At 59.9% G+C, this 24,405-nt stretch carries 38 protein-coding genes; 14 read left to right on the plus strand and 24 right to left on the minus strand.

The window, feature by feature from the left end; all coding sequences use genetic code 11:
• From RAS12_RS31130 to RAS12_RS31065, 15 genes are all read right to left on the minus strand, one after another.
• Positions 1–258, minus strand: coding sequence for a phage tail assembly protein T (locus tag RAS12_RS31130; RefSeq protein ID WP_442538741.1), 258 nt, complete (start codon positions 256–258; stop codon positions 1–3).
• Between the two features lie 71 nt (positions 259–329).
• Positions 330–662, minus strand: a complete 333-nt coding sequence (locus RAS12_RS11875; RefSeq protein ID WP_306948627.1) for a hypothetical protein — start codon at positions 660–662, stop codon at positions 330–332.
• Positions 663–671: 9 nt separating this feature from the next.
• On the minus strand, positions 672–1,166 hold the full coding sequence (locus RAS12_RS11880; protein WP_306948628.1) for a phage tail tube protein: 495 nt from the start codon (positions 1,164–1,166) through the stop codon (positions 672–674).
• Between the two features lie 61 nt (positions 1,167–1,227).
• Complete coding sequence (locus RAS12_RS11885) at positions 1,228–1,599, minus strand: DUF3168 domain-containing protein (protein ID WP_306948630.1); 372 nt, start codon at positions 1,597–1,599, stop codon at positions 1,228–1,230.
• Complete coding sequence (locus tag RAS12_RS11890; protein WP_306948631.1) at positions 1,599–2,084, minus strand: hypothetical protein; 486 nt, start codon at positions 2,082–2,084, stop codon at positions 1,599–1,601. Before RAS12_RS11890 ends, RAS12_RS11885 begins: the two co-directional genes overlap by 1 nt.
• On the minus strand, positions 2,081–2,236 hold the full coding sequence (locus RAS12_RS11895; RefSeq protein WP_306948633.1) for a hypothetical protein: 156 nt from the start codon (positions 2,234–2,236) through the stop codon (positions 2,081–2,083). Before RAS12_RS11895 ends, RAS12_RS11890 begins: the two co-directional genes overlap by 4 nt.
• Positions 2,237–2,301: 65 nt before the next feature.
• On the minus strand, positions 2,302–2,688 hold the full coding sequence (locus RAS12_RS11900) for a head-tail adaptor protein (protein ID WP_442538742.1): 387 nt from the start codon (positions 2,686–2,688) through the stop codon (positions 2,302–2,304).
• Positions 2,676–3,005, minus strand: coding sequence for a head-tail connector protein (locus RAS12_RS11905; RefSeq protein WP_306948636.1), 330 nt, complete (start codon positions 3,003–3,005; stop codon positions 2,676–2,678). The genes RAS12_RS11900 and RAS12_RS11905 overlap by 13 nt, the downstream gene beginning before the upstream one ends.
• 2 nt (positions 3,006–3,007) lie before the next feature.
• Positions 3,008–3,232 carry a hypothetical protein gene (locus tag RAS12_RS11910; RefSeq protein ID WP_306948638.1) on the minus strand — a complete coding sequence of 75 codons (225 nt, stop codon included), beginning with the start codon at positions 3,230–3,232 and terminating at the stop codon, positions 3,008–3,010.
• A 47-nt stretch (positions 3,233–3,279) separates the two neighbouring features.
• Complete coding sequence (locus tag RAS12_RS11915) at positions 3,280–4,458, minus strand: phage major capsid protein (protein ID WP_306948640.1); 1,179 nt, start codon at positions 4,456–4,458, stop codon at positions 3,280–3,282.
• Positions 4,459–4,468: 10 nt separating this feature from the next.
• Entirely contained in the window at positions 4,469–5,338 is an 870-nt protein-coding gene (locus RAS12_RS11920; RefSeq protein ID WP_306948642.1) for a head maturation protease, ClpP-related, read from the minus strand.
• 10 nt (positions 5,339–5,348) lie between these two features.
• Complete coding sequence (locus RAS12_RS11925) at positions 5,349–6,641, minus strand: phage portal protein (RefSeq protein ID WP_306948644.1); 1,293 nt, start codon at positions 6,639–6,641, stop codon at positions 5,349–5,351.
• Positions 6,638–8,407: a terminase large subunit gene (locus tag RAS12_RS11930; protein ID WP_306948646.1), complete on the minus strand. Its 1,770-nt coding sequence runs from the start codon at positions 8,405–8,407 to the stop codon at positions 6,638–6,640. Before RAS12_RS11930 ends, RAS12_RS11925 begins: the two co-directional genes overlap by 4 nt.
• Positions 8,385–8,813 (minus strand): hypothetical protein, encoded by a 429-nt coding sequence (locus tag RAS12_RS11935; RefSeq protein WP_306948649.1) that lies wholly within the window; start codon positions 8,811–8,813, stop codon positions 8,385–8,387. The genes RAS12_RS11930 and RAS12_RS11935 overlap by 23 nt, the downstream gene beginning before the upstream one ends.
• Positions 8,814–8,919: 106 nt before the next feature.
• Complete coding sequence (locus tag RAS12_RS31065) at positions 8,920–9,270, minus strand: HNH endonuclease (protein ID WP_371321275.1); 351 nt, start codon at positions 9,268–9,270, stop codon at positions 8,920–8,922.
• Between the two features lie 390 nt (positions 9,271–9,660).
• On the opposite strand from RAS12_RS31065, the gene RAS12_RS11940 reads away from it, so the two are divergent.
• Both RAS12_RS11940 and RAS12_RS11945 read left to right on the plus strand, forming a co-directional pair.
• The gene (locus tag RAS12_RS11940) at positions 9,661–10,323 is read left to right on the plus strand and encodes a hypothetical protein (RefSeq protein WP_306948651.1); all 663 of its coding nucleotides are present in this window, start codon (positions 9,661–9,663) and stop codon (positions 10,321–10,323) included.
• A 304-nt stretch (positions 10,324–10,627) separates the two neighbouring features.
• Complete coding sequence (locus RAS12_RS11945) at positions 10,628–10,858, plus strand: hypothetical protein (RefSeq protein ID WP_306948653.1); 231 nt, start codon at positions 10,628–10,630, stop codon at positions 10,856–10,858.
• Between the two features lie 121 nt (positions 10,859–10,979).
• Here RAS12_RS11945 and RAS12_RS11950 read toward each other — a convergent pair whose 3' ends face one another.
• Positions 10,980–11,492, minus strand: a complete 513-nt coding sequence (locus RAS12_RS11950) for a hypothetical protein (RefSeq protein ID WP_306948655.1) — start codon at positions 11,490–11,492, stop codon at positions 10,980–10,982.
• A gap of 162 nt (positions 11,493–11,654) precedes the next feature.
• Here RAS12_RS11950 and RAS12_RS11955 point away from each other — a divergent pair, with 162 nt between their 5' ends.
• Both RAS12_RS11955 and RAS12_RS11960 read left to right on the plus strand, forming a co-directional pair.
• Positions 11,655–12,068 carry a type II toxin-antitoxin system HicB family antitoxin gene (locus RAS12_RS11955; RefSeq protein WP_306948656.1) on the plus strand — a complete coding sequence of 138 codons (414 nt, stop codon included), beginning with the start codon at positions 11,655–11,657 and terminating at the stop codon, positions 12,066–12,068.
• 13 nt (positions 12,069–12,081) lie between these two features.
• Positions 12,082–12,456: a hypothetical protein gene (locus tag RAS12_RS11960; protein ID WP_306948657.1), complete on the plus strand. Its 375-nt coding sequence runs from the start codon at positions 12,082–12,084 to the stop codon at positions 12,454–12,456.
• 91 nt (positions 12,457–12,547) lie between these two features.
• Here RAS12_RS11960 and RAS12_RS11965 read toward each other — a convergent pair whose 3' ends face one another.
• From RAS12_RS11965 to RAS12_RS11995, 7 genes are all read right to left on the minus strand, one after another.
• Positions 12,548–12,745: a hypothetical protein gene (locus tag RAS12_RS11965; RefSeq protein ID WP_306948659.1), complete on the minus strand. Its 198-nt coding sequence runs from the start codon at positions 12,743–12,745 to the stop codon at positions 12,548–12,550.
• 581 nt (positions 12,746–13,326) lie between these two features.
• Positions 13,327–13,917 (minus strand): hypothetical protein, encoded by a 591-nt coding sequence (locus RAS12_RS11970; RefSeq protein WP_306948660.1) that lies wholly within the window; start codon positions 13,915–13,917, stop codon positions 13,327–13,329.
• Entirely contained in the window at positions 13,914–14,291 is a 378-nt protein-coding gene (locus RAS12_RS11975; RefSeq protein WP_306948662.1) for a hypothetical protein, read from the minus strand. The genes RAS12_RS11970 and RAS12_RS11975 overlap by 4 nt, the downstream gene beginning before the upstream one ends.
• 179 nt (positions 14,292–14,470) lie before the next feature.
• Positions 14,471–16,198 carry a toprim domain-containing protein gene (locus RAS12_RS11980; protein ID WP_306948664.1) on the minus strand — a complete coding sequence of 576 codons (1,728 nt, stop codon included), beginning with the start codon at positions 16,196–16,198 and terminating at the stop codon, positions 14,471–14,473.
• A complete protein-coding gene (locus tag RAS12_RS11985) occupies positions 16,195–17,298 on the minus strand; it encodes a hypothetical protein (RefSeq protein WP_306948666.1) in 1,104 nt (367 codons plus the stop codon). The genes RAS12_RS11980 and RAS12_RS11985 overlap by 4 nt, the downstream gene beginning before the upstream one ends.
• 9 nt (positions 17,299–17,307) lie before the next feature.
• Positions 17,308–17,718: a hypothetical protein gene (locus RAS12_RS11990; protein WP_306948668.1), complete on the minus strand. Its 411-nt coding sequence runs from the start codon at positions 17,716–17,718 to the stop codon at positions 17,308–17,310.
• A gap of 42 nt (positions 17,719–17,760) precedes the next feature.
• Positions 17,761–17,961: a hypothetical protein gene (locus RAS12_RS11995; RefSeq protein ID WP_306948671.1), complete on the minus strand. Its 201-nt coding sequence runs from the start codon at positions 17,959–17,961 to the stop codon at positions 17,761–17,763.
• Between the two features lie 160 nt (positions 17,962–18,121).
• Between RAS12_RS11995 and RAS12_RS12000 the strand changes: the two genes are divergently transcribed.
• Positions 18,122–18,424: a hypothetical protein gene (locus RAS12_RS12000; protein ID WP_306948672.1), complete on the plus strand. Its 303-nt coding sequence runs from the start codon at positions 18,122–18,124 to the stop codon at positions 18,422–18,424.
• Positions 18,425–18,471: 47 nt separating this feature from the next.
• On the opposite strand, the gene RAS12_RS31070 is transcribed toward RAS12_RS12000, so the two are convergent.
• Complete coding sequence (locus tag RAS12_RS31070) at positions 18,472–18,717, minus strand: helix-turn-helix domain-containing protein (protein ID WP_371321276.1); 246 nt, start codon at positions 18,715–18,717, stop codon at positions 18,472–18,474.
• A 99-nt stretch (positions 18,718–18,816) separates the two neighbouring features.
• Here RAS12_RS31070 and RAS12_RS12005 point away from each other — a divergent pair, with 99 nt between their 5' ends.
• The 9 genes from RAS12_RS12005 to RAS12_RS12045 all read left to right on the plus strand — a co-directional run bounded on the left by RAS12_RS12005 (position 18,817) and on the right by RAS12_RS12045 (position 24,248).
• On the plus strand, positions 18,817–19,248 hold the full coding sequence (locus RAS12_RS12005) for a hypothetical protein (RefSeq protein WP_306948674.1): 432 nt from the start codon (positions 18,817–18,819) through the stop codon (positions 19,246–19,248).
• The gene (locus RAS12_RS12010) at positions 19,245–20,117 is read left to right on the plus strand and encodes a hypothetical protein (protein WP_306948678.1); all 873 of its coding nucleotides are present in this window, start codon (positions 19,245–19,247) and stop codon (positions 20,115–20,117) included. The genes RAS12_RS12005 and RAS12_RS12010 overlap by 4 nt, the downstream gene beginning before the upstream one ends.
• A 652-nt stretch (positions 20,118–20,769) precedes the next feature.
• Complete coding sequence (locus RAS12_RS12015; protein WP_306948680.1) at positions 20,770–20,907, plus strand: hypothetical protein; 138 nt, start codon at positions 20,770–20,772, stop codon at positions 20,905–20,907.
• Positions 20,904–21,233, plus strand: coding sequence for a hypothetical protein (locus tag RAS12_RS12020; RefSeq protein WP_306948682.1), 330 nt, complete (start codon positions 20,904–20,906; stop codon positions 21,231–21,233). The genes RAS12_RS12015 and RAS12_RS12020 overlap by 4 nt, the downstream gene beginning before the upstream one ends.
• Positions 21,230–21,430 (plus strand): hypothetical protein, encoded by a 201-nt coding sequence (locus RAS12_RS12025; protein WP_306948684.1) that lies wholly within the window; start codon positions 21,230–21,232, stop codon positions 21,428–21,430. Before RAS12_RS12020 ends, RAS12_RS12025 begins: the two co-directional genes overlap by 4 nt.
• Entirely contained in the window at positions 21,423–21,701 is a 279-nt protein-coding gene (locus RAS12_RS12030; RefSeq protein ID WP_306948686.1) for a hypothetical protein, read from the plus strand. Before RAS12_RS12025 ends, RAS12_RS12030 begins: the two co-directional genes overlap by 8 nt.
• A complete protein-coding gene (locus RAS12_RS12035; RefSeq protein WP_306948688.1) occupies positions 21,698–22,447 on the plus strand; it encodes a Rha family transcriptional regulator in 750 nt (249 codons plus the stop codon). Before RAS12_RS12030 ends, RAS12_RS12035 begins: the two co-directional genes overlap by 4 nt.
• Before the next feature lie 203 nt (positions 22,448–22,650).
• Positions 22,651–23,868, plus strand: coding sequence for a hypothetical protein (locus tag RAS12_RS12040; RefSeq protein WP_306948690.1), 1,218 nt, complete (start codon positions 22,651–22,653; stop codon positions 23,866–23,868).
• Positions 23,865–24,248, plus strand: a complete 384-nt coding sequence (locus RAS12_RS12045) for a hypothetical protein (RefSeq protein WP_306948692.1) — start codon at positions 23,865–23,867, stop codon at positions 24,246–24,248. The genes RAS12_RS12040 and RAS12_RS12045 overlap by 4 nt, the downstream gene beginning before the upstream one ends.
• Positions 24,249–24,405 lie beyond the last annotated feature (157 nt).

The raw sequence follows: 24,405 nt of genomic DNA on the forward strand, positions 1-24,405 counted from the left end.
CTATGCCCGTGAGGGCCTCATTCCAAGGGCGGCGAACGTCTTTAAGTCCGCTTCTGAAAACTGATCCGAAAGCAACGGCGTCTGGTCATCGTCTTGCCGAAGACCCATGCCACCCACCAGCCAATCCAGGCGTGCTGGGAAGTCCCCGCCAACCTGGACCTGAGCCAACATGGCCGCGGGGCGGTGGTAGCGGTGTAGGTCGTCGAAGGGAGACTCCTGGTAAAACTGCTGCCAGGATCGAAATTCGGCCTCCGTCAACGTTGCTTTCAGCTCTCCGACGGTCCGCCCCAGGCCCAGGGCCAGGATGTGCCAGAAGCGGACCTCGCCCGTTAGCCTTTTCCCCGCAGATCCGCGAAGTCGTTGACCTCGGCGATCACATCCGACAGCTTGCGCAGAACCTTGGGCTTTATGCGGTTCGCCTGGTCCAGGCTCAGCGCTGGCTTGCCCTCAGGCGTCACCATGCTGGCGACGACCAAGCGGCTGTGGGCACGATCGCGGACGTCTTCGTCTGGGGACGTCAGCGCGGCGACCCATTTGTTGAACTCCACGTGGCTGATCGCCTTGAAGTTCAGCGTGTGCTTCTTGCCGTCGCCCAACTCGACCTCACGGGCCACGACCTCGTCGCTGACGAACATGGCGTCTGGCAGTTCATGCTTTTCCATGTCGCCCCCTTAAGCCGCCGGCTTGAAGTTCCAGTCAACCTTGCCCGAACGCTGCAGCGTCAGATTGCCGGTGACACGGTCATTGGTGGCAGCATCGATCGTCACCTCAGCAATGTAGGCCTGGATGCGGGCTGCGGTGCGTGCCGCTGGCCACACCATCGTGTCATCGAGGATGGTCGGAGGGGCAATGCCATCGGAGAAGCCAACGATCCATTCCAGAACCGCGCCGGATTCCTTAAGCGTGGTCAGTACGCCCTGATGCGATTCCGCAGTCGGAATGAAGTTGAAGGGGACCGACACCTGACCAGGTGCGCCCAGACCCGGAACAAACTCCTGATCCTCGATAGCATCCAGGCAGGTAACGTCGATCTGCGACTTGGTGCCCGCCCCCAAGCCTGTGATACCCGTGGGGCAGGCCATCTTCAGGATGACCGGGTCCGGGGTGGCCAGGGTATTGAGCACGAACAAGTGGGTGCCCTGGGTCTTGATAATGCCAGCAGTCATGATGACCTCACAAAAAAAGGCCCGCACATGGCGGGCTGATGGTTCTGCAAAAATTGACGGCCTACCGGCTCCTGATGAAGTCGGCTTGCAGTCCAATGCGAAACAGCTTCGTATCCGTCTCGCGGGTGTGGATGATGATGCGATTGGCGACGCCGGCGACGTCTAGCGCATCGCGCACTGCCCCAGCCAGCGATATGCAAGCGGCCTCTTGGTCATCGGTTGGACCTGCCCAACAGTCGATTTGGACCGTGCCGTTGTCGGCGTCTGGAGGCCCGCTTAACTGGTCGTAGGGGTTATCAATGACCGTAAACCAGGTGATGTACGGAGTAGGCGTACCCTGGGGCGCCATGCCCGATCCGTAGATCCTTGGATCGTCGCCGACATGACCACGTACCGCTATCGTGTTGAGAGTCTTGAATACCGGAGCCAGCATCACAGCCTCCCTTCTCGCCGGGCCTTGGCGACTACATTGCTGATCTGACTTACAACATCTGCGCTCACCAGTTCGATGACTCGTTGACCGTGCTGCTGGACCGCAGGCCTAAGCCATGGTTTCGCAGGCTGGTGACTGGACCCGTATTCCATCAGCGCCGCCGTCTTGCGAGTCGTCACGGGTTCCTTACCCTTGCGTGCGTAAGTCTTCTGGCGAACGCGCACTAGGTAACGCTCGCCCTTACTGCCAGTAGGCGGCTTGCCGCGGCTGGCGATGACGTTCTGCAACAGCAGGCCGGTGGATTCGTCTCCCCTCTGCGCGATCGAGGCCAGCAGGTTTTCCTTGGCCCTGTCTCGCAGATACCGGGCACCACGCGCCAGCGCCGTCTTCACCGGACCGCCGCGATTGGAGACGATCTCGGTTGGCAGCGACTGAAGCGTGCGCATCACATCATCGACACCGCGCAACTTCATTTCTACCTTCACAGCGGCTCTCCTTCCGGCCTGGCCTCGCCTGCCAGCTCTCCGTCCAGCGTCATTGCGGGCGACTCATCCTGCTCATCGTCGGCGGCCAGCGCCTCCAGCAGCAGGTCCAACTTTTGCTCGATGCGCACCTGCCCTGCTTCGATGCGCTCCATCTGCGAGTGTGTGGCGCGCCCCCCCGTTGTCGGGCTTCGCGTTGGCGGAAACTGTATAGGCATGGCTATTGGCCCTCGCTCGGTCCATCCACACAGCGCAGGCGCCATTCGCGGCGCGCCGTGGGGTCCGTCTCGGCGGACTGGATATTGAAAATCTGGCTGTCCCAGCGCAGGCGCCAGGACGCAATCACGGTAGGGCTCGACGGGAACCAGCGCAGGTTCACCCGTGCGCTGATCTCCGCCTGCGTCGCGTTCCCGCCTTGGAACTCCCGGCCGGCGCCGGTGAGCACTTCGGCAGGCACATCTTCGAGCCGCAAACCATCGTCCAGCACCACGGGCTGCCAGCCGCCGCTGCCGGGCACGATGTAGCCGTTTTCGTCGCGCAGGGGCTCCCCCTTCGTCTCGAAGGTCACGCGGTGCCGTAGTCGATGAGCCAGCATCACGCCCCCCATCCAATGCGATGCGGCGCCAGCTTCACTTCGGCCGCGGTGCGCAGCTTGGCGATATCGTCGGGGCTGGCTTGGTAGGTGGCCTGGAGAAGCAGCATCACACCCAGCAGCATGCTGTCAGGTGGAGCAAGAAGCGGATCAGCAGCCACCCGCACGCCATCGACCAGCACCACAGCCGGTACTGGCTCCAGCAGCCCCCGGTTCATGTACTGCACCGCCTCGTCCTCAGCGCTATTCAGCAGCATTTGCAGTTTCGCGTCATCGGCGTTGTGAATGACATCCAGGAACCGCTTCGCAGTTTCGAGGCTGAGCACGGACATGATCAATCCTTCTTGCTTCGAGCGCGCCGCGAAGTATCACTCGGCTCGCTGGCTCCGGAGGAATCGCCTGCAGGGTTGCTGGATGCGGCTTCCTTGACCGTCGGCGAGACGAACTCCGCCAGCCCCTTCTGGACCAGACGCTCGCCGATTCGCTCGGACACTTCGAACACATCACCACGGCGGCGCGTGCCCATGTGTTCGAAGGGGGATATTGCCTTCACTTCCATGTATATCTCCTGGTAGACGGGCGGCGGCCCTCCGCCGCCCATTGGCTTCAACCGCCTGCCGGCACGTCGAGACCGGCGAAGCCGCCCTTCACGAACGCTTCAGGCCGGAATACGGTCAGCGCCACGCGCTCTTCAACCAACAGGGTCACGCGGTTGGTGACGACGTTGTCGCGGTCTTCCAGCGAAACCGTCAGATTCACGTCCTCGCGGTCCCAGCCCTGCGCGCCCATGGCAAAGGCGCCGACCAGGAAGTCGCCCGCGCCCATGGCCGTGGTCGTGACGATGGAGCGCCCCCACAGGCCAGCCTGCGTGACGAAGCGCGGATTGGCGAACAGGTAGCCGTTCGTCGTGTCCTTCAGCAGCTCGATCGCCGTCCAGTCGATGGGCGACAGCACGATGCCGTCAGCGGGATACTCGGCCAGCTCGGCCTGCAACAGAGCGAGGCGCAGGCGGTCCAGGCGATTCTCGGCTTGCACGACCACGCCAGGGTTGGCGTAGGCGATGGCCTGGGTATAGACACCGTCGATGTTCAGGCCCACACCGCTGCCCTTGAGCAGTTGACGGTCTTCGACCAGCTTCAGGCCGTAGCGCAGGCGACCGTCGACGTAAGACTGCAGCATCGGTACGTCGGACAGGATCTGTTTCGTCGCACGGATCCAATGCGCGATGGTGGCCACGGGCGCCGAGGCATCTTCGAACGTCAGCGTCGACTCGGGCTTGAGGGTGCCTTCGGCCACAGGTGCGGCGTTGTTCGTAAAGCCGGTTTCCCGCACGAATTCCACCGCGTTGGACGAGGTACGTCCCCAACTGAGAAGGTCACGCACGCGCAACTGCTGGTTGGGCGGCGCGACGATGCCGGGCACACGCTGGGGCACGACCAGGTCGCCGGCCGTCCCGGTGCTGATCTCGGCGCTGACGGGCGCACGGAACTTACCGCGCGGATTGGAGGCGAAGGCGGTGAAGTCCTCGCGCTCGCTGAACTGCTCGCCCATCGACTTGGGCCGTGCGCCTTCGCCGCCACCATTCTGGACCTTCGCCAGGAGTTGTTCGGCGCTGGCCAGGCGGGCCTGCAGTTCACCCTGCGTGGTCAGGGTCTTGTCGATATCGGCGCGCAGTTTCTGGTCCATCGTGCCGCGCGCGTTGGCGGTTTCGGCCATGCTCTTCAGTTGGTCGCTGACAGTTTTCAGGTTGGCGTTGATCTGTTCGATCTGCTGTTCCGGGGTCATTACGTGTTCCTTAATTCAGGATGGTTGCGAGGGATGCGGCCAGATCGGCCGTGGTATTAAGAGCAGCCGGGTGACCCGTGCCGCGTCCGGCGGCATCACGCACACCGCTGCCAGCCGAATCGCTCAGGCTGGACTTGAATTCAGAGATCAGGCGCTGGGCCTCGCTGCGCGGCAGGCCTGCTGCCCGCATTGCCGATTCGATTCGGCGCACGGCGCTGGCCGAGGTGCCGCTGGTGCCCTTGCCAACCTGGTCGGACGACAGAAGCTCGTCGGCATAGCCTTGGTCGATCGCCTGACTGCCGCCTATCCACGTTTCGCCGTCCATCTGGCGTTGAACGTAGGCCAGATCCTGGCCGCTACGCGCGACGTAGATGTCAGCCATAGCAGCATCGAAGGGTTCCATTGTGTCTGCGAACTCGCGCAGGTCATGGCGATTGCCCTGGGCCATCACCCAGCAATTGTGAATCATCAGGAAGCCGGCGCGCGCGATCTGCACCGTGTCACCTGCCATGGCAATGATGGAGGCGGCACTGGCTGCCAAACCCAGCACCTTGACGGTCACCTCCCCCTGATGCTCGCGCAGCAGGTTGTAGATGGCCAGACCTTCGAACATATCGCCACCGGGGCTATTGACGTTGACCGTCACCGGGCCCGCGCCCATGCTGCGCAGGGCGCCAGCGATGCGCTTGACGGTCACCCCTTCGCCGGTCCACCAGTCGTATCCGATCACGTCGTAGACGCTGATGGTCCGCTCCGCTTCGTCCTCTACAGCAGCACGTACGCCCGCGTCCCAGCGTTCCAGGGCACGCGGTGACATGTAGGACGACACGGCCGCGCACGGGCGACCAGCCGGCGCCGCCGGCAGGTTCTTTTTGCTCATTGGAAGTACCTCAGGTGTCGGCCGTCGAGGCCATCATGTCTTTCAGCCAGTTGGCCATCGCGTTGCGGGCCTGCTGGTCCGCAGTGTTGCTGCCAAGGCTGTCCAGCGGTGCAAGCGCCGTCTGCACGGTAAGCACCGCCGCATTCCCGCCCATCGGCGCCCGGTCTTCTAGCTCTCGCACTTCGTCGCGCGTCAGGATGCCGTTGTTGACCATGACCGAATAGAAGGATGCACGTGCGGCGCTGTCGGCCCGCAGCAGCCCCTCAACAGCGAATTTCGGGTAATACCGCAGTCGCTCGGCAGGGGTAAGCAGGTCCTTAACGATGCTTTGCTCAATGCGCTTGAGCCACGGTCCCAGGGTGAACACCAGGAACCCGATCATTTGTTGCTCGATGCCCGCGCCCCAGCTGGTGGACTTTTCTGTGTGACCAACCATCCAGGGCGGAACACGGAACCAGCGGCAAATCTCTTCGATGCTGAAGCCGCGCGATTGCAGAAGTTGCGCATCGATCGGATTGATGCCCAGCGTGCCGACTTCCATATCGGCTTCCAAAATGGCCGGACGGCCCGCATTGACCGCGCCAGAAAGCCGTCCTTCGATCATTTCCCGGGCTTCTTCGCGCTGGTTCTCCTTCATGATCCTTGGGTACTTGAACCACGTAGTAGGCATCAACCCGCGCTTGAACACGCCGGCTGCGGCCTCGTCGGTAGCCAACGCAGAGCCAAACACCTGCGCGCCGTACTGGATGACCGAGGCGCCGGTTTGACCGTCCAGCGACCACCCCGGAATCGTCCAGATCCGCGAGGTCGGAATAATGCGCTGCCGCCCGTTTTCTGTGTACCGGTACTCCTTGGTGCCATCGCCTTTACGCGAGAACGTCAGGCGCGGCGGGTACAGAAAATTCAGCCCCACTACTCGGTCGCCAACCATGAGTTTCTCGCAGCGCGCATTACCTCGCAGCAGCATCGCTGTCACCACCGACTCCCAGAATACCGATGAGATGGTGTCGAAATTTGGCTGAGTGCCGATGATGAAGTGCAGGGGATGTTGTGGGGCTGGCCGTTTGCCAGCGCTGGTACGCTCATGCATGCCAAGCGGCAACGTGCCCATGGTCTCCGAAATCAACCGAGCACACGCCCATACAGCAGATAGCTGCAAGACGTTTCGATCATTGACGTTTACGCCCGCTGAGCTGCTGACACCGAGCCGTGACCATGCATCCGCATCGGTGAGACCGAACGGCGCTCCCAGCCAACCCAGCACCGCGGCGCGTAGCCGGCCGACCTTCGCTTTCTGTTTCATCCGATCACCGCATTCCTGAAGAAGTCTGAGAGGTCCTCGCCGTCATCCGTCGCTACGGCCAGGCCCATGGCCATCAGCAGCGCCGCCATGTCGTCGATCTTGTCCGCTGAACGCTTTCTGTCCGGTGCCATGGACAAATTCACGTCGCGACGCGCCACCAGGTTCGAAGCGCACCATGTCAGCACCGGATCCCCGCCATGAACCAACTTGCCGCCCACATAGGCCAGTTCGAGAGCCTGCATCGCAGGGTGGTAACTCTTGGTGCCCTGCACAAACTGCACCATGGGGACGCTCGCCGCCACCAGACGGTTCACCAGGTCCGATGCGTTCCAGGAGTCGTACGCGATCTGCTGCGGGTCGAACCGTTGCACCGCGGCCAATATGTCGCGCTCGATGACTGAGTAATCAGTCACGTCACCCTCGGTCGGGAGCAGGTAGCCAGCCTCCACCCACCCGGCATACGGCACAGTGGCGCGTTCGGTGCGCTGCTTGACCGCCTCGGTCGGCACCCAGCGCCAGCCGTGCGTGTACCAGACGCCGTCGACAAGCCACAACAGACGGAATGCGGCGATGTCTGTGGTACTGGCTAGGTCCAGGCCGCCCCAGCATGGATAGCCTGCCAGCCAGTCCAGGTCGACAGCACCGCCGCACTTGGCCCACTTGGTCAGATCAACCCAACCGCTGGCGGTCGATGCTGGCCTGTTGCACCGTTTGATGCGGAACTCGGCCAGCTTGGACGGCATCTGCTTGGCTTCGACGGCCTCCTTTCGGATAGCCGCCTTCAGGTGCGGATTGACGTCCAGCAGCGGGTTCGCCTTGATCCACTTCGATTCGTCGAACTCGTCGTCCTGCGTAATCTTCGCGGACTTGTCTTCGTTGTCCAGGGCGTAGAACAAGGCCAGGAAGTGGTCGGCCTGCGTTCCCAACACCCCCCGTAGTAGCGCGAACACGAATGCTCGAATCTCGGCCCATGGGCCGGCGTTCGTGTAACCCTCGGTCGTGGTGAACAGCCACAGTGGGTTTGCACGTGCCCCCGCCGCAGACTGCAGCACGTTCAACAGATCGGCCGTCTTGTGTGCATGGATCTCGTCCAGGCCGGTGTGAGATGGGTTCAGACCGTCCTGCGTGCTGGCCTTGGCGTGAACCGCCTTGTAGCTGCTGCCCGTCTCGAAGCGGCTGATGGACTTCGCCCATGTGGCTAGGCCGAAGGCTTCTGCCAAGTCCGGCGTTTTTTCCACCATGCGCTTCGAGGCGCGGAAGATGATGCTGGCCTGGTCGAAGGTAGTTGCCGCGCTGATAACCTGCGCGCCCTCTTCTGGCTCGCAGCACAGGCAGTACAACAGGATCGCTGAGGCAAGCGTGCTCTTGGCGTTCTTTCGCGCCACCGCGAACAGCGCCGACGTGAAGCGCCGGGGATGGAATGTGTTGTCGTCACCCCAGCCCTCGACCGCGATTGCCTCGCGCCGCCGGAAACCGAACAGCTGAACCACGAAAAAAATGTGGCTCGGGTGCATGACGATGGTGGGAGTTTCCCACTTGCCTTCGACGTGCGGCAGCTTTTCGATGAAATCGCATGCGTCGTTCGCGTGCCACTCGTCGAAGAAGAATTCCGTGCCGCGACGCCTTGCCCGTTTCAGATCATCCAGGAATCGTTTCGCCGCAAGACGTATCCAACGCCCGTGCTTCTTGCGGCCCTTGTCGGCCACCGCCGCCTGTGCGTACTTGGTGGCGATGCCGACATAATCACGCGCTGCGGCGCTTCCCATTGGTATTGAACTTGTTGCCGGTCTTCTCAGCAGGGGCAGAACCCCTCACCTTGCCCTGGGCAACAGGCGTGAGCCCGAATTCGCCAACCAGGGCACGGTACTGCGCGAGCATGTGACCGGTAGGGGTCTCGCCTGCCATCCATAGCTGCACCAGCTTCCCGTGCAACGCGCAGAGCATCGCCAGCGGCGACAGACTCGCTTCGGTAAGCAGGCGGTTCGAATGCAAGATGCGGGTAAGCCGATTCCACTCAGCCTCGGCGTGCTTGTTCGGCAACCACTCAGGAGCCTCCGGCACATCCAAGACCAGCGGCATTTCAACGGCCGGGGCTTCGGGCTGGGCGTCTCGGTCCGCACGCGATGTGCCGGCCACTACTTTCAGCGAGACCGGCTTCTTCGGTGGGGCCATATTGCCTCCAAAAAAACTCGTTTTTCTGATGTGACTGCGCAAAAAAAAGGCTGGGCGTCGGGTGTCCGTCAAAATCGGCCCGACTTTCGCCTCTCCCCCCCTCAGGTCACGAATCCGGGGTGGCAGGGCCGGTTTTCCGGCCCCTTGCGCGCAGGGCTTCGGCTTGGGTCTTCTCGGCGTGGCAGTCTCGGTTCATCGCCCGCAGGTTGTTCGGGTGATCGTTCAGCTTCCCCGACGCGTCCCGCGAACTATCGATGTGGTCAACCTCATGGGCCACACGCGGAAGCAACCGCGCGCGACAACTCTCACACTGACACAGCCCGCCGTCGCGCTCCATGATCTGATCACGCAGCCGGCGCCAGGGCCGACCGCCGCGGCCTTGACCGTACGCGGGGGGCTCAGGCTCATGCCTCGCCGTAGACACCACACGCTTCAATTTTCCGGGGCGGGTGGGCATCAGTGGACCACCTGCACCCAGACCGCTGTCGCTCGGGTCGCGGGTGCTGTGATCAGCTTGGCTCCAGCCATTGCTATGCGCGGCTTGAATGTCTTGAGCGCCATCCTGTTCCCCTTATGTTCTTGCCGGGTGCCATCAACTACACACCGCCCGGCGGCGATGCTCAACCACCCGAGCGTCATGCCCTACGCACGGCCCTCGGTGGCCTCTGTCAACCGTGTTCCACCATCCAGCCGACGTGCCGATACGCGGACAAACATACCACTCGCTCCCTTAGAAAATGTTGGGCCCTAAACCGCGGCTAGCAATCTTGAAGCCTATTCAATCAATCTTCTATGAGGCTCACATATACTCGGTGACTCGCAAGTTTTCCGTACGGTCTCCCCCACTATGCCTCCGATCGAAACCCAGAAAAATGAAAACCCCTCCAGTGCTCATCACAAGTTGGAAATTGAGTTATCAGAAAGATATGAGGATGCGCCAAATCAGATTGCAGACGCTGCCCGCTTGTGGATAGTGGAGGCTATCGAAAGACGCGTTTACAGCCACGGACTGACTAATGCGCAGGTTGACACCACGTCGCTCAAGCGCTTGAAAGAAAAAGTCGATTGTTTAAATCGTAGCCTTGGCCATCGATCCCAGCAGTCAGTGGATAGATTTTTAAAACCGCCGACCTACAGCGGTCAGAAGTTGTGGATTCACTTGCACTTATTAGGGCTCCCAGTCTCGAGTGCCGCTAAACGCCTTGATGAAGCGTTTCGCAATACATTCCGATATGTCGTCTACCCGGTGGGGCAATACCTTAAGGAAGTAAATCTGCTAGATTTTCCTATCGACGAGGAGGATGCTCTGACGCGAGATGCCGAGATTGTGAACTTCGGATGGATTCCTGTGTGCGCCCCTGAACCCAGGCTCGCTGTACAGGAGGAACTTACGGATGGGTTGGTGAGCTTAAATGACCTCGCGCGCCAGATAGACGCTCTCAACAAAAAAAACTCAGCAGAAGCTTGGCTGAAGGCATGGAAGGAGTTAAACAGCAAGGCGCTAGAATGAGGTTAGCTGGCATTCCGTTTGGAATGCGCCGCAGTAGCCCAAAACACCACACACGACAAGCTGCGATCAGAGGTACTGAATGCAAAGAACCCGCCAACTTTGATGTGGCGGGTTCGTGGACGAGCTTCTTAGAATCCGTTATCGCCGGTTTTGTTGGTCGTTTCAAGGGAATATCACTCCCTGCACTGAATGTTAAATTAATCCCGCTGCCTGTATGACCAGGCGTGCACACCGCGTAAACGCGCCTAGATGCATCGTGTTAAGTTACTTATTTCTACGTTGGTAACTTAACTTGAGGTCAGAGATGGCACATTACAAGTACGACGTTTACCTGACTAAGGGTGACAACGCCCAGTACGACACGATTTATAGCCCTGGCGACATCAATCCAAATTCAGGAATCTATCGCTGCGAAGGCTGCGGAAAAGAGATCGCATCTAACAAAAGCGACCCGTTTCCCCCACAGAATCACCATCAGCACAACGCCACGCAGGGAAATATCCGTTGGAAGCTGATCGTGTTCGCTCAAGGCTAAGGCCGCAAGATGCTCCAGTTCTCCCCCCTTTTGGAGATTTGAATGTCTGACAACCCAATCCCTAAGCCTGGTCCTGTATGGCGCAGCCCGCAGCCGAACACTCGAGACCCTAGCCCTCGCCCTAGTTCGCCCCCCCCGACGAGATCGCCGTCCACGCCGACTCCCAATAATGGAAACCGAAAGCCATAAGAAACCAGCCTGGGCTAGCAACCGCTGCTAGTCTTATCCGATTCAGGGAACGAGCGACGCGGCCATTCCTTGCGCCCGCCTCCTCGATCCCTTCCTGCATATTTTTAAGTTGGAATTGGCGTATCTCGTTGAACGTGTACTGATAGTTCAACAAGTTCTTGGGCTCATTGAATATCGAAGGTATTGGCTGAATCATGAGGCATTTCAACACCAATACAGCATTGAGCAAGAGCAAGTAAATGGTGAACGCTATGGCCCCATAGGCAATGGGTCCTGAGACTTCGCCAGCGACCACCTTGACCGCGTATGCGGTCCCAGCACCCAGTCCTGCAAGAAGAACCGTCAACGTCGTCGCCGCCTCTTTTGCGAGGATATCAGCGGTTTGATGCTGGACTTTGAAATTCTCTACGGACGCCTTTTCCACCCAGTCAAGTAGATCACTCATTCGCTGCCCCTACTGTTATCTGACTGCATTATGCATCGGGTAAGGGTGGCACTCTTTCGTCCAGCCCGACTCCGTGCCGCCCGGCGGCGGCGATCCCGTACCCGTGCCCAAGGCAGCCTCTTACGCGTTCCTTGAGCGCCACCACGTCACAGATTACAAACCATGTTGACCTACTGCTACACCCTGACGCCGGACACTAACGGCACGAACCTGATTCAGTACCCGGATCTGCCGGAAGGCGCATCCGTAAGTGAAGGCGAGCACGATCAGCAATCCAGCGCTACAGAAGGACTTGAAGCCGTGCTTCAGATGTATATCGACGCGCGCCGCCCAATCCCCCTGCCTGAAGCAGTAGGAGACGGCAGCATAACGCTGGGTGCCCTGCCTACGGCAAAGGTTCTGCTCTCTAACGAAATGGTCCGTCAGGGCGTTCGTAAGACCGAACTGGCGCGCCGCCTGGGTATCCACAACCCGCAAGTGGATCGCTTGCTGGACCTATCGCACAGTTCAAAACTGGAGGCCATTGAGGCTGCGTTTCATGAACTTGGGCGTCACCTCGACATTTCGCTGGTATAGATAGGAATACGACATGACAAAGATGAACTACGCCGAGTTGGAAGCCGCCTATAGGGAAGTGGCCAAAGCTACGCTATGGACCGGCCGGGAGGCCTCAGCAGACGTGGTGGAGACCTACACGCACAAACTGATGCAACGGTGTGCACACTACATCGAATACATTGCGGGCATGGATCGGGATCCGAATATCCTCACACGTGCGGTCCGCTACATTGCGCACACACATGCAATCCCGCCCATGGGTTCAAATGTCGAGTGGTTCGCGCACACCGTGGAATGTCTGATCGAACTTGCAGTACCCAATTCGGGCCAGACCGTCGAAAGCAGCGCTTTCCTTCACGACGTGCAGGATGGTATCTCTGAATGGACTGCTGAAAACAGATCCTAAGCGAACCGCGGTTGCGGCGGCAGGAGTTGAACCAGCGCTATCGTGTTGTGCACCCGGCGTGTAATCACTACGCCACGCTGCAAAACTGTGCTTACGAACCGGCCTGATGCAACTCCGATGGTGTTTCAAAAACCGAGTTGGGCGGCGGCTCCTCGCCATACATCTGCGGGGACGTACCAGCTTTGATAGCCGCGTCACATTGGACACAGTACGTATCGACACCACGGCGTACGGTCTGCTGGAAGTTGCGGAAGTAGCCCTGGCAACGATCACATTTCATTTGCAACATGAAAATCTCCGATGCGAACGCCCCGGCCGGGTTCCCGGGCAGGGCAGGAATGAGCGGTGAAGTGCTGCATTGCAATAGCATTGGATGTGGCGTAAAGCCGTATTGACGTCCAATTCGATGGATGCCCCAATTGCACTATGCGATGCATCGGTCCGATAGGAGGTGCGTGATGACTAGCAACCACAGCAAGCAAATTGTTGAGGTAATAGCCGCTGCCGACGACGGTACTACGTACCGAATCGAAAGGCGCTGTCAGTTTTTGCCCGGGGAGGAGGCGCCGTCCTTCTTCTACTGCTGCCTACCGGACGGGCAACGTGTCGACTGGCTTGGGCATGGTCAATATCGGCTGCCAAATGGCACTATCGTGCAAGTAGCAGCATCACACCTACGACCCGAGTAGACGATAGCCAGTAGCCCTCAGATCTCGCGACCGTTTAGAGCGCTTGCCACCCCGAAGCTACCTCCAAGGCGCGCGCAAATGGGAAAAGCCCGCTGCTTTCGCTGGCGGGCTTCTTGGGGGCGGACTTCTGAGGAAATCCGTTATCGATGATTATGGCGGGCGTTTTCGCCACTGTCAATGATTACGGGATAAACCCCCCGTCACGCAGGAGTTTTTCAGCTGCTGCATGCGCCGCCTGTTCTACACCGTAGATCGGCTCAGCGCCCTTCTTCGCGCGCGTGCCGCGCAACCAGTCGGCAGTCCTCGCGCTGGCCCGTTCGACGCTGCGCACCTTGCAAGCGTACGCATCCGCCAGGGCCTGATGTGTTCGCACGCTACCGCTATCGTAGTAGCGGCGCACAAGCGCGTACAGCAGTTCGCTGTGGGCGGTGCGCATCGTCAGGTATTCGCCCAGTGCGGCCGCAACCTTGTACAGCGCACCTACCCACTCGGGGTGGTCGCCCTCCGTATTGCAGTGCTTGCAGCAGGCTTTCCGCTGGCCGTAGCGGGCGTATAACGCGGCGAAATGAAGCGGTTGAATGCCGCGCTCCAGGAATTGCCGGACCTTGCCGATTTCAGCGGCCCCATCCATGCCGGAGAGCGGGCCAGGCTCGCCCAGGCGGGTGTCGGCAGCGCGGGACATCGCTGGCCGATTGGTGGTGTGCCGCTCGTCGCTGAAGGCGTAGGCCAGCGCTACGGCCAGGCGCGCGAACGGCGCAATGCGTTCGCTCATGCTTCCTCCGGCATCGAGTAAACGGGGTATTCCGGCTCCGCTTCACCGCTACCAGAAGCGATGCGCACCCACGTATTCAGCTGCTCCCGCGCGTCCGCGCCATGGCGCGGGTGCCCTGCCCACATGAGCAGCCATTGCCCGCGCTCCGGCGCACTGAGCGTCATCAGATGTTTCGCCAGCAGACGATCCAACGTGGGGCGATCAGCAAGCGCCACGCCCCCGCGGCAGCGCCAGCACCTGCAAGGTGAATAGGATGCCCCCAACTCGACAGCTTGAGCCTGCTTGCGCCGCTCCTTCTCGGCTTTGACAGGATTGGTGTCCGGCTCTTGATACGGGATTTCCAGCCATGTTTCCGGGTTGCTGTGATCGAGCATGATCAGTCCTTAAACGATTCCAGGGTTGTAGGGAGGGACGCGCAACAAGCGCGCCACAAGCTCAACCGCAGAGCCGCTTAAGCTGGCATCTGGGCAAGCGCAACGCCCCTCCGCAATAGCGGCGGCGATGTACTTCATTGGCAGTGAACCTGCACAAACGGCAGGCGAAGTGGGGCCGGTTACGCGGCCCCCCGGTTTTGCATGGAATAGATCGGTGGCCGCGTGAAGTGCGCGTAGTCGCGGTATTGCCCAGTCACGCGGTCGTAATGGAGCTCAACCATCCCCACTCGACCTACGAACTTCTTGCGAATTTTCTGGATGTGGATCTCCACCGGCTTATGCTCGTCCTTGACGTGCCGGTACACCGTTATGCAGTTGTCGGCCTTGTTGCGCCAATGTGCCGAGCCGGATACGTCGTAAGGTGTGGGAATGGGGTAATCGCCGGACTCCTTGTCCTTGTAGAGCTTGGCCGGGTGCGCAACGACCCACGTGTGCACGCCATGCGCCCAGCAGAATTTACGGATCTTCGACAGGGCCAGGGAGATGTAGTCCGTCTCGGTCTGCCCCGCCGCGCGCCCATGCTCGATCTCATTCCACGGGTCCATGATCAGCCCGCGGATGCCCTTGCGAGTCACCAAGCGACTAGCCTGCTCCAGAAGGGCATCGAGGCTGGGCGATTCCGGCATCATGAACGTGAAGTGATCAGCCAAGAAATCCATCGCGCTGTCCAACTCAGCCACGTCCATACGCTCGCTCGGGCCTGCGGCGAACGGTTTGCCGATGAACTTTTCCATCAGCTTTTCGCTGTGATAGTCCGCGGGGAAGTTCTCAGGCGAGAACACACCGAAGTTCCAGCCGTGATGCTGCGCCAAGTGGACCGCCAGCGCGTCCAGCCATTCGGATTTGCCATGGCCAGGGATGCCGGTCACCAGTGTCCATTCGCCCTCTAGCACGGTGTAATGCCCGTCCATGCCCTGCCACCCGGTGGGGGTTCCGCGACGTACCTCACCATCGTAGCGACGAAGGATTTCCGAACGGAAGTCCGTCACCGAGTAGGTGCCTTCGATCGGCACCGGCTGCGCGTCTTCGATGCACTTCTGCAAGGCTTCGGGGCCAAGCTTGATAAGCACATCGTTTGCGTCCTTGCAGTCTTCCGGCCAGGTCACGATCAGGCACTTATCCCTACCGAGCCGGCGGACCAGCTCTTCCTGAAGGCGCCGGCCCGGCGCGTCGTCGTCCACAGCGATGACGTGTTCGCGGACGTTTGCGAGCTGTGCACAGTCAAGAAAATCGAACTTGCTGTCGTAGTTCTTCGTGTCCGGGGTAGGCGCGCCGTCGGGCACCGAGACACAGTTTTTGAAACCGCCCTCCTCCACGGACAGCTTGTCCATCTCGCCTTCGACCCAGATCAATACCGCATCCACGTCATTCAAGCCGTACAGCACACGCTTCGCCCCCGACGCAAGCCGAAACAGCTTGTCGCCGGTGCGGTACTTGACGTTGATCACCTCATCGCCGTCCAGGTACGGGAACATCACGCAGGTTCGCTCCTCCTCAACCTGCGGGAAGTACTGCGAGCCGTAGCCGATGCAGTTGCGCAGCAGCGTGGCCTGACTGATGCCACGTCCGGCGAAGTAGTCCACGACCGCTTGTGGCAAGTCCGTACGGTTCACCACGTACTCGGGCTTGCGGTAGATCTTCGGCGCATCGGGACGGCGTTCTTCGCCATGCCCCAGCGATCCACCCCAACCGCAGTGGTGGCAGTTCCACAAGCCCTTGTCCGTGTTGACCGACAGGCAGGGGTAGTTCTTCTTCTTCCGGCTGGAAGAGCATTTCGGGCAGGTGGTCTTGACCTCGACACCCGAACGGCCGCGCAGATCGATTCCGAAGTCTTCGAGAGTTTTCACAGCACGGGCTCCGCGTTGCCGATAGCGTCGAAGAAGCGATTGCCGATGCGGTACCGCCCCCCGTCAAGCTGAGTCACACTCGCGCCAGGAAACCGCTCCTGAAGAGCCGCCATCACTGCGACTCGGTCGCCCACACCTGCCGAATCTCCGCCCGTGTCGTTTGCAATGAACCTGTCGATCTGGTCGGCAGATCGCAGGATCAGCTCGATCCCGTTGTACTTTTCCCCCCGGTCGTTCAGGCCCATGTTGTGCGGCGTCTTGCTGCAACCGCGAATAGCCCGGCGCAGGTCGTCGACGCTATGCCCCGCCTTCAACGCGGTTCGGATGACCTTGCGCCGCTTGTCGTCCAGCACAGAACGAGGTGAACTCATCGCCTCCTGCCAGTAGGCGAAGACCTCCTGCACATCGTCAGGTTTCGGCGGCGGCGTCCGTTCCGAGGGTTCTCCGTCGGCTCCTCGGTCGGCGCAAGCCGACAAAGGGGTTTTATCTTTTAGAGATGGAGATGGAGATGGAGATGGAGATGGGGCACTGCCCGATTCTGCTATGGGCATGCTACTAGCAGAATCTAGCAGTGCGCCGGGCATGCTGTTAGCACTTTCTGGCAGTGCTTCAAGCATGGTCCTAGCAACTTCAGGCACTGCGGCTTGCGTGCTAGTGGCATGCTCCTGGCTGGCTTTAGCAACCTCGCCGCTTGCCATGTCGATGCGCTTGGCGTACTCCGGCATGCGCTGGGCAGCACCAGAGCGGCCATACCGTTTGCATAAGGCGGCCCACCGCGCTTTTTCGCTTCTGGCTCCCGAATCAGACACCCACGGATTGTGCTCGGCCCAGTCGTGTATTTCCCTGCTCAACTCATCGCCATCGAGAAAGCCAACGTCGTGCAGCGCCGCGACGAACGCGCCCTCATCGCCGGCCCAATCCACAGCCAGCTCGATATCTTCGTCGGACAGTCCAACCAAATTGCCATCGGGCCGATTGGCCGCGCACCACAGGAATAGGCAGACCAGGCGCCATGCGCCATCACCACCGACACGGCGGATCAGCTTCTTGGTCTTCGGGTGCGAAGCCAGGCCCACGGAAAGACGAGCGTCAATTGCCATATGCCCCCCTCAGAAAGGAAGCCCATCGTCGGGCACCCAGACAATCTGAAAGCGCCCCGCAGTGGGCGGCAAGCAGCGCAGTGCCAATTTGATTGCGTCGCTCGCGCGCTCGGCGCTCAGCTCGGCCGTATCTGTCGAATCCCCAACGACCTGACGCACAGGTTCGTCTTTCAACTCAATCTGCAACTGGCCGGCAATGGAAAAATCCATCCAATGGATCGGTGTCTCAACGCCTGCCGCCCACTTCAATACCTTGATCCGCGGCTCTTCCTCGTGCACAGCCTGATAGAGGACGACCTCGTATTCCGCCCCAGCGCTGTCTTGATAGTTGGAAAGCGGCATAACCATACGTGGAACTTGCATAGAACCTCCCTCACTCCACAAAGAAGGCACTGCGGCAGGATGGGTGGAGGAGTCCATCTCTTCGGGAGCTACCCTAGCCGTGTGCACACCGATATCCGCCTACGGTCTGAACCGATAGCGGCGTTGTAAGTTGGCCCGCAAGCGCTCTTCGCGCTCCAGACTCTGGTCAAAGTCCGCGATCCATTGCCGCATTGCGCGGCGGCGCCAGATCAGCCACACGCCAATGCAGCAGCCTGTAATCAACATCAGCAACCACGTAAACGCGGCGATCAAGATCAGGATCGAAGTAGCGGTGCCCATGTCAGCAATCCACAGGCCCAATGGAGATGGCACCAGGAGCCGGCGGCGTAGTGGTGTCGCCGGGGATGTGCGCGCTGAGTCCAGCCAAGGTGTCGCCGTCAGCTCTCAGCGCCTTAAAATGGGTGTTCTCACGTTCACCGACATTTGGAAGGGGCAGGCAATGAGATGGGACGTTTTGATTCGTGATGCCATTAGAGACCGCCGTGTTCTAGAGATTTGGTACGACGGGACAGGCCCGCGCCTGATCGAACCCCACCGCTACGGGGTGAGTACTGCAGGGAGTCTGGTATTGCGCGCCTGGCAGCAATCGAATGCGCGTAAGCCGCTGGATCGGCCCGCATTCCGGCTGTTCGACGTTGGGAAAGTTGCCCAGGCCGTTGAGACGCAGAAAACGTTCCCCGGCCCACGGCAGGGCTACGGTCCGACAGACGAAACCATGCAGCGGATCTACGCTCAGCTTTGAAGTGCGCGATGCACTTCATGCCGGGAGCGATCTGGGTGATGTCGGCGTTAAGCATGCGGGCGCTCCTGCTGTCTAGCTCGCCCCTTATGCTGACGCTGGAGCATTGCGGCGCAGTCCCGCACCGTGACCTCCCCACTAGTCTCGCGCTCGATTTCGATTGAATAATGCAGTGAGATGGCGGTATGCCCCAACACCCACTGACTCACCAACGCTTGACTGACTGGTGGCCGCAGCGCTGCACCAAATTGGGCTTGGGAGCGCCCCTGCTCTTTCAGGTATACGGATAGGTGCATTGCTCAGCCTTTTACTATTTAGGTCAAATAGTACAGCTATTCGAACTGACAATACAAGTGCAGCTATTCATGTTAAAAGTCTGGCTTTTAGGACGCGTAATGAAAAAAGAGCTTTCCCAACAGCAGCAGGACGATGCCGCCAGACTGAGACTCTTGTTCGACGCCTGGAAGGAGGCGCACGGCGGCTCTCAAGCGAAAGCCGCCGCAGCGGGTGGTTTCGGATCTCAAGGAACGGTGTGGCAGTACCTCAACGGGCGCATCGCGCTAAATGCGAGTGCCGTCCTGAAGTTCGCAAAGCTGTTGCAGTGTTCTCCATGGGAGATTAGCCCCAGCATTGCTGCGGAGTACGATCTCACCAAGGAGTTGGGCGGAGTCAATCGGGAGGATGAGCCCAATGACTGGCCTTTTTTTTCCATACCGAGGTCCCGCTTCGATGCATTGACCGACCGGCAGAAGGGCCTGATTGAAGGCCGACTAGCGGCCATATTGGATGAAATAGAAAAAGATCCAGGAATCAGTGCGAAAAAATGACGATCCCGACCGCCGAAGAGTTCAAAGATGCGATTGCGGCCTTGAAGAGCGCAGATGCTTCAAGCATGCATATCCACCTCAATCGGGACTTTTTCCTGCACGACTCCGACCTATCGGTCCGTCTGGCCAACGACGTTTTCCATGAAAGAGCCAGCCGTGCAAAGTTCGCCATGGCATTGCCGGCTGGACGATGGCTGGCAGAGCAACGAACCTTCCTGAGGGCCGCGTCTGCGGCGTTCCGATCCCGGCGAGGGTCAGGAAGGACTACGCGGGAAGCCGCCCGCAGCTTGGCGCGGGCCCTTCAAAGCGCAGCGGCATTTGGGCCGGAGACATTCCAGCGCCGGGTCAATTTGGTCTGCAATTTTCGTCCAACGAAGACCATTTGGACTGGTAGGGTGCTCGAACACTTGAACGAGTACTTTCACGAAGATGCGCCTGCCGCTCTCCAAAAACGGAAAGCAGCACTCCCCGGTCATTTGAAGCGAGTACACCAAGGAATCGCATCTCTCCAGGTGTTGCTCGAAGATCGCAACCAATACAGCGGGCGAAAGGACGTAGAGGTTGAAATCCTGCGCCAAGCAACTGTGCTGGCAAGCAGCCTCAACAAAGACACTATCTTTCCTCCGATTGAGCGTTTCGACCGGACGGCTCGAGTAAGAATCTTGATTTGGCGGCTGACCACCCTAAATCTGCGGTTGGTCCGCGGTCGAGGGGTGGCTGCAATTCGGCACCTCCTCGAACTAGACGGCGTCGAAAGTGAATGGACCGAGCGCCAGCTTGAAAAGCAATGTGCACAATACGAGCACTGGGAGCGACAACGCCTCCAGCTTCGGACGCATATTTCCGGGCAGCTCAACAAGACGCTTTGAGCCCGGAGGTTGTTGTGTTGAAAACGCCGAACGACGGCCGGGGGCTTCCCCCCTCCTAATTCTTCCAGAAGCGACGGGGGCATCAATGCCTTCAGAAGTTCAAACTACGCCCGTTCCTCAAGCCTCCATGGCCCTTCATACTGATTTTCATGAAGAGCACGCCAGCACGTCTGAAATATAAATAGCCAGACTATTTACATTGCAAATAGTTGAGCTTATATTTACGGCGTACTCACGGCCCAAAAGACTAAGCCTCTAGACGAGTGCGAATCGACTAGAGGCTCGTGTGATGGGCAAGAGTGCGAATCTTGCCGCGCAACCCCGGGCAGCCTGAGGAGGCCAACATGTCCAAATTACTGATCCGCCCTGAGGGGACGGAGGGGCTTTGTCACGCCCAAAATGTAGCACACCCCCACGCTCCAGCGAAACCTGGAGATTTGCCCAGTATTGTTCCCGCCGGACTTCCCGCTCTCGAACTAGCTCGTTCCGGACTGCTCCATACACTATTCATTCTGGAAGCGCTGAATGCGCTAGCGTCCAAGGACCCCGCCGAGCTGAATGGGCTTGTCAATGCCGCGCTCGACTTGTGCGGTCGCCACCTCGAGAACGCAGATGACGCGATTGACTCCATTAAGAAGCAAGGAGGTGGCCAATGAATCACCTCATCCACATCCACGGCACGGAAATCCCGGTTGTCGAGGTGCAAGGTGTGCGCGTCGTCACCTGCAACGCCATCTGCGCTCTGCGCGACGCAATTAAGTCTGAGAGTTTGGAAGGGGGTGCGGCATGAAAGCCCCTCTTATCATTCGCAGCGACGGTCGCGACGTTCGGTTTTGCATTGGCGCCGGCCCTGATGACCTCGACGCAGCTGACGCGCTGGCTGCAAATCCCCTTGCCCCGCCGGAAGTATTGATTTCTGCGGCCGAAGACCGCGTTGCACGCATCAAGGATCTGGCGGCTCCGTTTGGCTACATCCCCGCGGACGGCATGGAGCCGGTCCCGGCCGACGTGATGGGCGATTTCGTGTCAGCCCTTGGAGCTCTCGCGGCGGAAGCCGGCCAGCTTCTGGAGCACGGGGCTTTCCTGCGGCACCGTAAGTCTCGGGGTGAAGAATGAACAACATTCCCGCCCCCACGGATCTGGCCGCTATGGCGTGGGAAATTCAGGCGCTTTTCGATGCGCTGGATGAACTCATGCCGCTGGATAGTGCCGACAATCCCCCGGCGCTGCACGGCCTGGCCTCCGTAGGTCGTGCCCGCGCGCAAGAGCTTGCTAATCATCTGTCTAAGGTGGAGGGCTTTACCAATGCATAAGCCCCGCAACCCTTTCGAACAGTTGGAAGCAGCGAAGCGCGCACGGAACCAGTACATCCGCCTGTACGACGCGGCCACGGCCGAACTGTCCGAATTGAAAGGACGGGCGGCCGACCTCCGCGAGCGCTGCGCCACCCTGGCCAGCGCGCTGGAGATCACCACCAGCATCCTGGAAGCCTCGACCGACAATCAATTGAAGGCCAGCGCCGCTGCGGCGCGGTCCCTGCTGAACACCGCGGGGCGCGCCCCCGTCACGGAGGCACATCAATGAACGCAATAATCGACGGCGGCGTTGCCGCCACCATGACGAGCCAAGAAATCGCGGATCTGGTCGAATCCCGGCACGACAGTGTGAAGCGCACCATCGAGCGACTTTCGAATCAAGGGGTTATCACTTTCCCACCGTTGGTGGAAAAGGCATCTACAGGAGGACGACCGGCCGCGGAGTTCGTGTTCTCCGGCGAGAAGGGAAAGCGCGACAGCATCATCGTCGTCGCCCAGCTTTCGCCCGAGTTCACGGCACGACTGGTAGACCGGTGGCAAGCCCTGGAAGCCGGCACCGCCCTTAAGGCGCTCAGCCCTGCCGAGATGCTGCTTGCCCAGGCCCAGCTCATGGTGGACCAACAACGTCGCCTGGAACAAAACGAGCAGGCCGTAGTAGAAGTCCGGAAGCAACTCGTCCAAGTCGCAGAATCCCGCGTGTGGGACCACTGCCCGCAGAACTGCGAGCCGATCACCAAGATCCGCGCACGAATGAATCAGCGCTATGGGCTACCCGCTTGGGTGGTAGACACCGTTATGCGCGAGTTGCCGCTAAGCCTCAAGGTCCACGGCATGGTCCGCAACAACCACGAAAGCGCGGAGGGTTCGCACTACGAGGTTTGGGCGGTCGCCGACGTGACACGTGTGTTCAAGCAGTTCGTGAGCGAGTGCGCGCAGGAGACTCTGTGGTTCGCATCTCACCCCATGATCGGAGATCGATTCAAGCTGCGCCAACTGAAAGGGGAAGCTGCATGATCGACCATGCCACCGCTTTCGGGCCCCGTTGTCTTCTCTGGGCAAGGCTATATAAGAGACCACTCCGCGAGCGCTACTCGCCACGCGGTCGAGACCGTCGAGCCGACCTTTCCAGTATTCTAAAGAACTCAATAGCCCGCTCTGAGGTGAGCTCCAGCGTCCTCATGGACTGCTGCGGTAGCACCCCAGGAGGTCGAAACCAAATGAGTTCGGATCGCCGCGTTGATGAGGCTCGCAGATATGCCGCGGATGGGCATAGCTTCACTTACGCCGCAAAAAGGCTTGGGCTGCAGAACTCTAAGCTCCGGGAATTACTTGATGCGAATGACGGCGCCGATATCCGGTTCACGTACGGGCACCAAAGCACAGCATCTAAACTCGGTCGTGCTGCCGCGCAGGCAGCGCGCCGAGGCCGCCCCTTGCCAGCTAAGGAAGGAACTCTTGAAGCCCTAAAGCGCAATCACGTCATCCTACGAGAGCGAGCACTACGTACAGCCTTTGGGGTCACGGGCACGTTAAAAGAACTGATGGTGGAGTTCGACTGCAAGGTGTCCCAAACCACCGTGCTTACTCGGTTAAGAGCCGGCGTGGCCATAGAGGAGGCGCTTACCAGAAAAGCCAGGTCGATGTCATCCGCCCGTACGGGCGTGGGCGCTCGAACAAAGCCGATCACACCAGAAGAAGAGGCCCTCGCCAGGACATATGCCAAGCAAGGGCATAGCCTCAATTTCGCCTCGCAATTGATGGGCATGACCAGACGCAAGCTCCGCCTACTTACAGCAGGCACCGGCATCCAATTTGCGACTGCGAGCGAATGTTTAGGTAGAAAGCTCGCGCAGGCGAACCAGCGCGGGCGGCCGCGGCAGATTAGCGAAGACGGCAAAACCAGGCAGATGCAAGGCTTTAGACGCGGCCTAGAGCGCCAACACAAGCAACACACTGCGTTCGGCGTCACAGGCTTTGTCGGAGAATTGGTACGGATGTTCAACCCTCCAATTTCGGCGAGGAATGTCCGCGTCCGTTTACAAAAGGGTATGACCATTGAAGATGCGTTAACCCTGCCGCCGCAACAGCCTCATTCAGGCGAAATACCCGAACAATTCAAGGTTTGGGTGGAGATATTCCGGCGTCGCGCGAGCGCCCGCGTTGCTCATGCCATCGCTCGTAGGTTGACGCCAACCATGCTCCAATTTCGCCACCCCGAATTTGACATAAGGACGAGGCACGACGCAGCTCCGTGGATCTCTGTCGAGGTGCATAGCATGGCTCGCGTCCTGTTATACCGGCTCCGCTTCGTTCAGTCGTTTGCCGAGAGTGGCGTTCTGTTTGCTTTCCGCCAAGACAAACACGGCCATATTGGCTTCATCGCGTTTGAACCTGGCTGCGAAGCATTGGAGCGGGGTACGGGGAGCGCGAAATGACGACCATCGTCGAACTCCTCAACCAAGGGCGCCGCGCACTTCTAATCCAAGAACTCGAGCGTCAGTGGCCAGGCTGCGGCGCTCATTCGAAGCGCAACCAGCTAACGAGGCAGGATGATGTGGTGTGGAATCTTCTGCTGCCAAAGCACGTAGACGCCGAGATCCGCGTGTACGTCCGAGGGTGGAATGCAGCGATGGACGATGCTCGGCGAGTCGTGGCCGCAGCAAGCCCGCTGGAATGCAGTGACATCCCAGCGGCAGGGCCGAACAACGGACACGGCGCACGGACGAATCGTCCTTTGGGGCGCCGTGACCCGATGACCGCCCGGGCTGCACGAGCCGGCCTGGAACGCCTCTTCGATAAGGCAAACGGAGAATGAGCGAGGAAATCGCCATTTCCCTCCAGGAGGCGGCGAGACGGCTGGGCTTGTCTTACCAGACCGTGTTCGCCAGCCGAAAACAGATCGGTTTCAGACTGCCAGGCGGCCGTGCCTGGCGCGTCTGGCCCTCTCAACTTGCCCAGTTAGGGCAGAAAAG

Source organism: Achromobacter seleniivolatilans (assembly GCF_030864005.1).
GTDB classification, from domain to species: domain Bacteria; phylum Pseudomonadota; class Gammaproteobacteria; order Burkholderiales; family Burkholderiaceae_B; genus Achromobacter; species Achromobacter seleniivolatilans.

Bases quoted from the DNA above. Each gene is read 5' to 3' on its own strand.
- RAS12_RS11875 (WP_306948627.1), bottom strand. From the start codon at position 662: ATGGAAAAGCATGAACTGCCAGACGCCATGTTCGTCAGCGACGAGGTC.
- RAS12_RS11880 (WP_306948628.1), bottom strand. From the start codon at position 1,166: ATGACTGCTGGCATTATCAAGACCCAGGGCACCCACTTGTTCGTGCTC.
- RAS12_RS11885 (WP_306948630.1), bottom strand. From the start codon at position 1,599: ATGCTGGCTCCGGTATTCAAGACTCTCAACACGATAGCGGTACGTGGT.
- RAS12_RS11895 (WP_306948633.1), bottom strand. From the start codon at position 2,236: ATGGAGCGCATCGAAGCAGGGCAGGTGCGCATCGAGCAAAAGTTGGAC.
- RAS12_RS11900 (WP_442538742.1), bottom strand. From the start codon at position 2,688: ATGGGGGGCGTGATGCTGGCTCATCGACTACGGCACCGCGTGACCTTC.
- RAS12_RS11905 (WP_306948636.1), bottom strand. From the start codon at position 3,005: ATGTCCGTGCTCAGCCTCGAAACTGCGAAGCGGTTCCTGGATGTCATT.
- RAS12_RS11910 (WP_306948638.1), bottom strand. From the start codon at position 3,232: ATGGAAGTGAAGGCAATATCCCCCTTCGAACACATGGGCACGCGCCGC.
- RAS12_RS11915 (WP_306948640.1), bottom strand. From the start codon at position 4,458: ATGACCCCGGAACAGCAGATCGAACAGATCAACGCCAACCTGAAAACT.
- RAS12_RS11920 (WP_306948642.1), bottom strand. From the start codon at position 5,338: ATGAGCAAAAAGAACCTGCCGGCGGCGCCGGCTGGTCGCCCGTGCGCG.
- RAS12_RS11925 (WP_306948644.1), bottom strand. From the start codon at position 6,641: ATGAAACAGAAAGCGAAGGTCGGCCGGCTACGCGCCGCGGTGCTGGGT.
- RAS12_RS11930 (WP_306948646.1), bottom strand. From the start codon at position 8,407: ATGGGAAGCGCCGCAGCGCGTGATTATGTCGGCATCGCCACCAAGTAC.
- RAS12_RS11935 (WP_306948649.1), bottom strand. From the start codon at position 8,813: ATGGCCCCACCGAAGAAGCCGGTCTCGCTGAAAGTAGTGGCCGGCACA.
- RAS12_RS31065 (WP_371321275.1), bottom strand. From the start codon at position 9,270: ATGCCCACCCGCCCCGGAAAATTGAAGCGTGTGGTGTCTACGGCGAGG.
- RAS12_RS11940 (WP_306948651.1), top strand. From the start codon at position 9,661: ATGCCTCCGATCGAAACCCAGAAAAATGAAAACCCCTCCAGTGCTCAT.
- RAS12_RS11945 (WP_306948653.1), top strand. From the start codon at position 10,628: ATGGCACATTACAAGTACGACGTTTACCTGACTAAGGGTGACAACGCC.
- RAS12_RS11950 (WP_306948655.1), bottom strand. From the start codon at position 11,492: ATGAGTGATCTACTTGACTGGGTGGAAAAGGCGTCCGTAGAGAATTTC.
- RAS12_RS11955 (WP_306948656.1), top strand. From the start codon at position 11,655: ATGTTGACCTACTGCTACACCCTGACGCCGGACACTAACGGCACGAAC.
- RAS12_RS11960 (WP_306948657.1), top strand. From the start codon at position 12,082: ATGACAAAGATGAACTACGCCGAGTTGGAAGCCGCCTATAGGGAAGTG.
- RAS12_RS11965 (WP_306948659.1), bottom strand. From the start codon at position 12,745: ATGTTGCAAATGAAATGTGATCGTTGCCAGGGCTACTTCCGCAACTTC.
- RAS12_RS11970 (WP_306948660.1), bottom strand. From the start codon at position 13,917: ATGAGCGAACGCATTGCGCCGTTCGCGCGCCTGGCCGTAGCGCTGGCC.
- RAS12_RS11975 (WP_306948662.1), bottom strand. From the start codon at position 14,291: ATGCTCGATCACAGCAACCCGGAAACATGGCTGGAAATCCCGTATCAA.
- RAS12_RS11985 (WP_306948666.1), bottom strand. From the start codon at position 17,298: ATGGCAATTGACGCTCGTCTTTCCGTGGGCCTGGCTTCGCACCCGAAG.
- RAS12_RS11990 (WP_306948668.1), bottom strand. From the start codon at position 17,718: ATGGACTCCTCCACCCATCCTGCCGCAGTGCCTTCTTTGTGGAGTGAG.
- RAS12_RS11995 (WP_306948671.1), bottom strand. From the start codon at position 17,961: ATGGGCACCGCTACTTCGATCCTGATCTTGATCGCCGCGTTTACGTGG.
- RAS12_RS12000 (WP_306948672.1), top strand. From the start codon at position 18,122: ATGAGATGGGACGTTTTGATTCGTGATGCCATTAGAGACCGCCGTGTT.
- RAS12_RS31070 (WP_371321276.1), bottom strand. From the start codon at position 18,717: ATGCACCTATCCGTATACCTGAAAGAGCAGGGGCGCTCCCAAGCCCAA.
- RAS12_RS12005 (WP_306948674.1), top strand. From the start codon at position 18,817: ATGAAAAAAGAGCTTTCCCAACAGCAGCAGGACGATGCCGCCAGACTG.
- RAS12_RS12010 (WP_306948678.1), top strand. From the start codon at position 19,245: ATGACGATCCCGACCGCCGAAGAGTTCAAAGATGCGATTGCGGCCTTG.
- RAS12_RS12015 (WP_306948680.1), top strand. From the start codon at position 20,770: ATGAATCACCTCATCCACATCCACGGCACGGAAATCCCGGTTGTCGAG.
- RAS12_RS12020 (WP_306948682.1), top strand. From the start codon at position 20,904: ATGAAAGCCCCTCTTATCATTCGCAGCGACGGTCGCGACGTTCGGTTT.
- RAS12_RS12025 (WP_306948684.1), top strand. From the start codon at position 21,230: ATGAACAACATTCCCGCCCCCACGGATCTGGCCGCTATGGCGTGGGAA.
- RAS12_RS12030 (WP_306948686.1), top strand. From the start codon at position 21,423: ATGCATAAGCCCCGCAACCCTTTCGAACAGTTGGAAGCAGCGAAGCGC.
- RAS12_RS12035 (WP_306948688.1), top strand. From the start codon at position 21,698: ATGAACGCAATAATCGACGGCGGCGTTGCCGCCACCATGACGAGCCAA.
- RAS12_RS12040 (WP_306948690.1), top strand. From the start codon at position 22,651: ATGAGTTCGGATCGCCGCGTTGATGAGGCTCGCAGATATGCCGCGGAT.
- RAS12_RS12045 (WP_306948692.1), top strand. From the start codon at position 23,865: ATGACGACCATCGTCGAACTCCTCAACCAAGGGCGCCGCGCACTTCTA.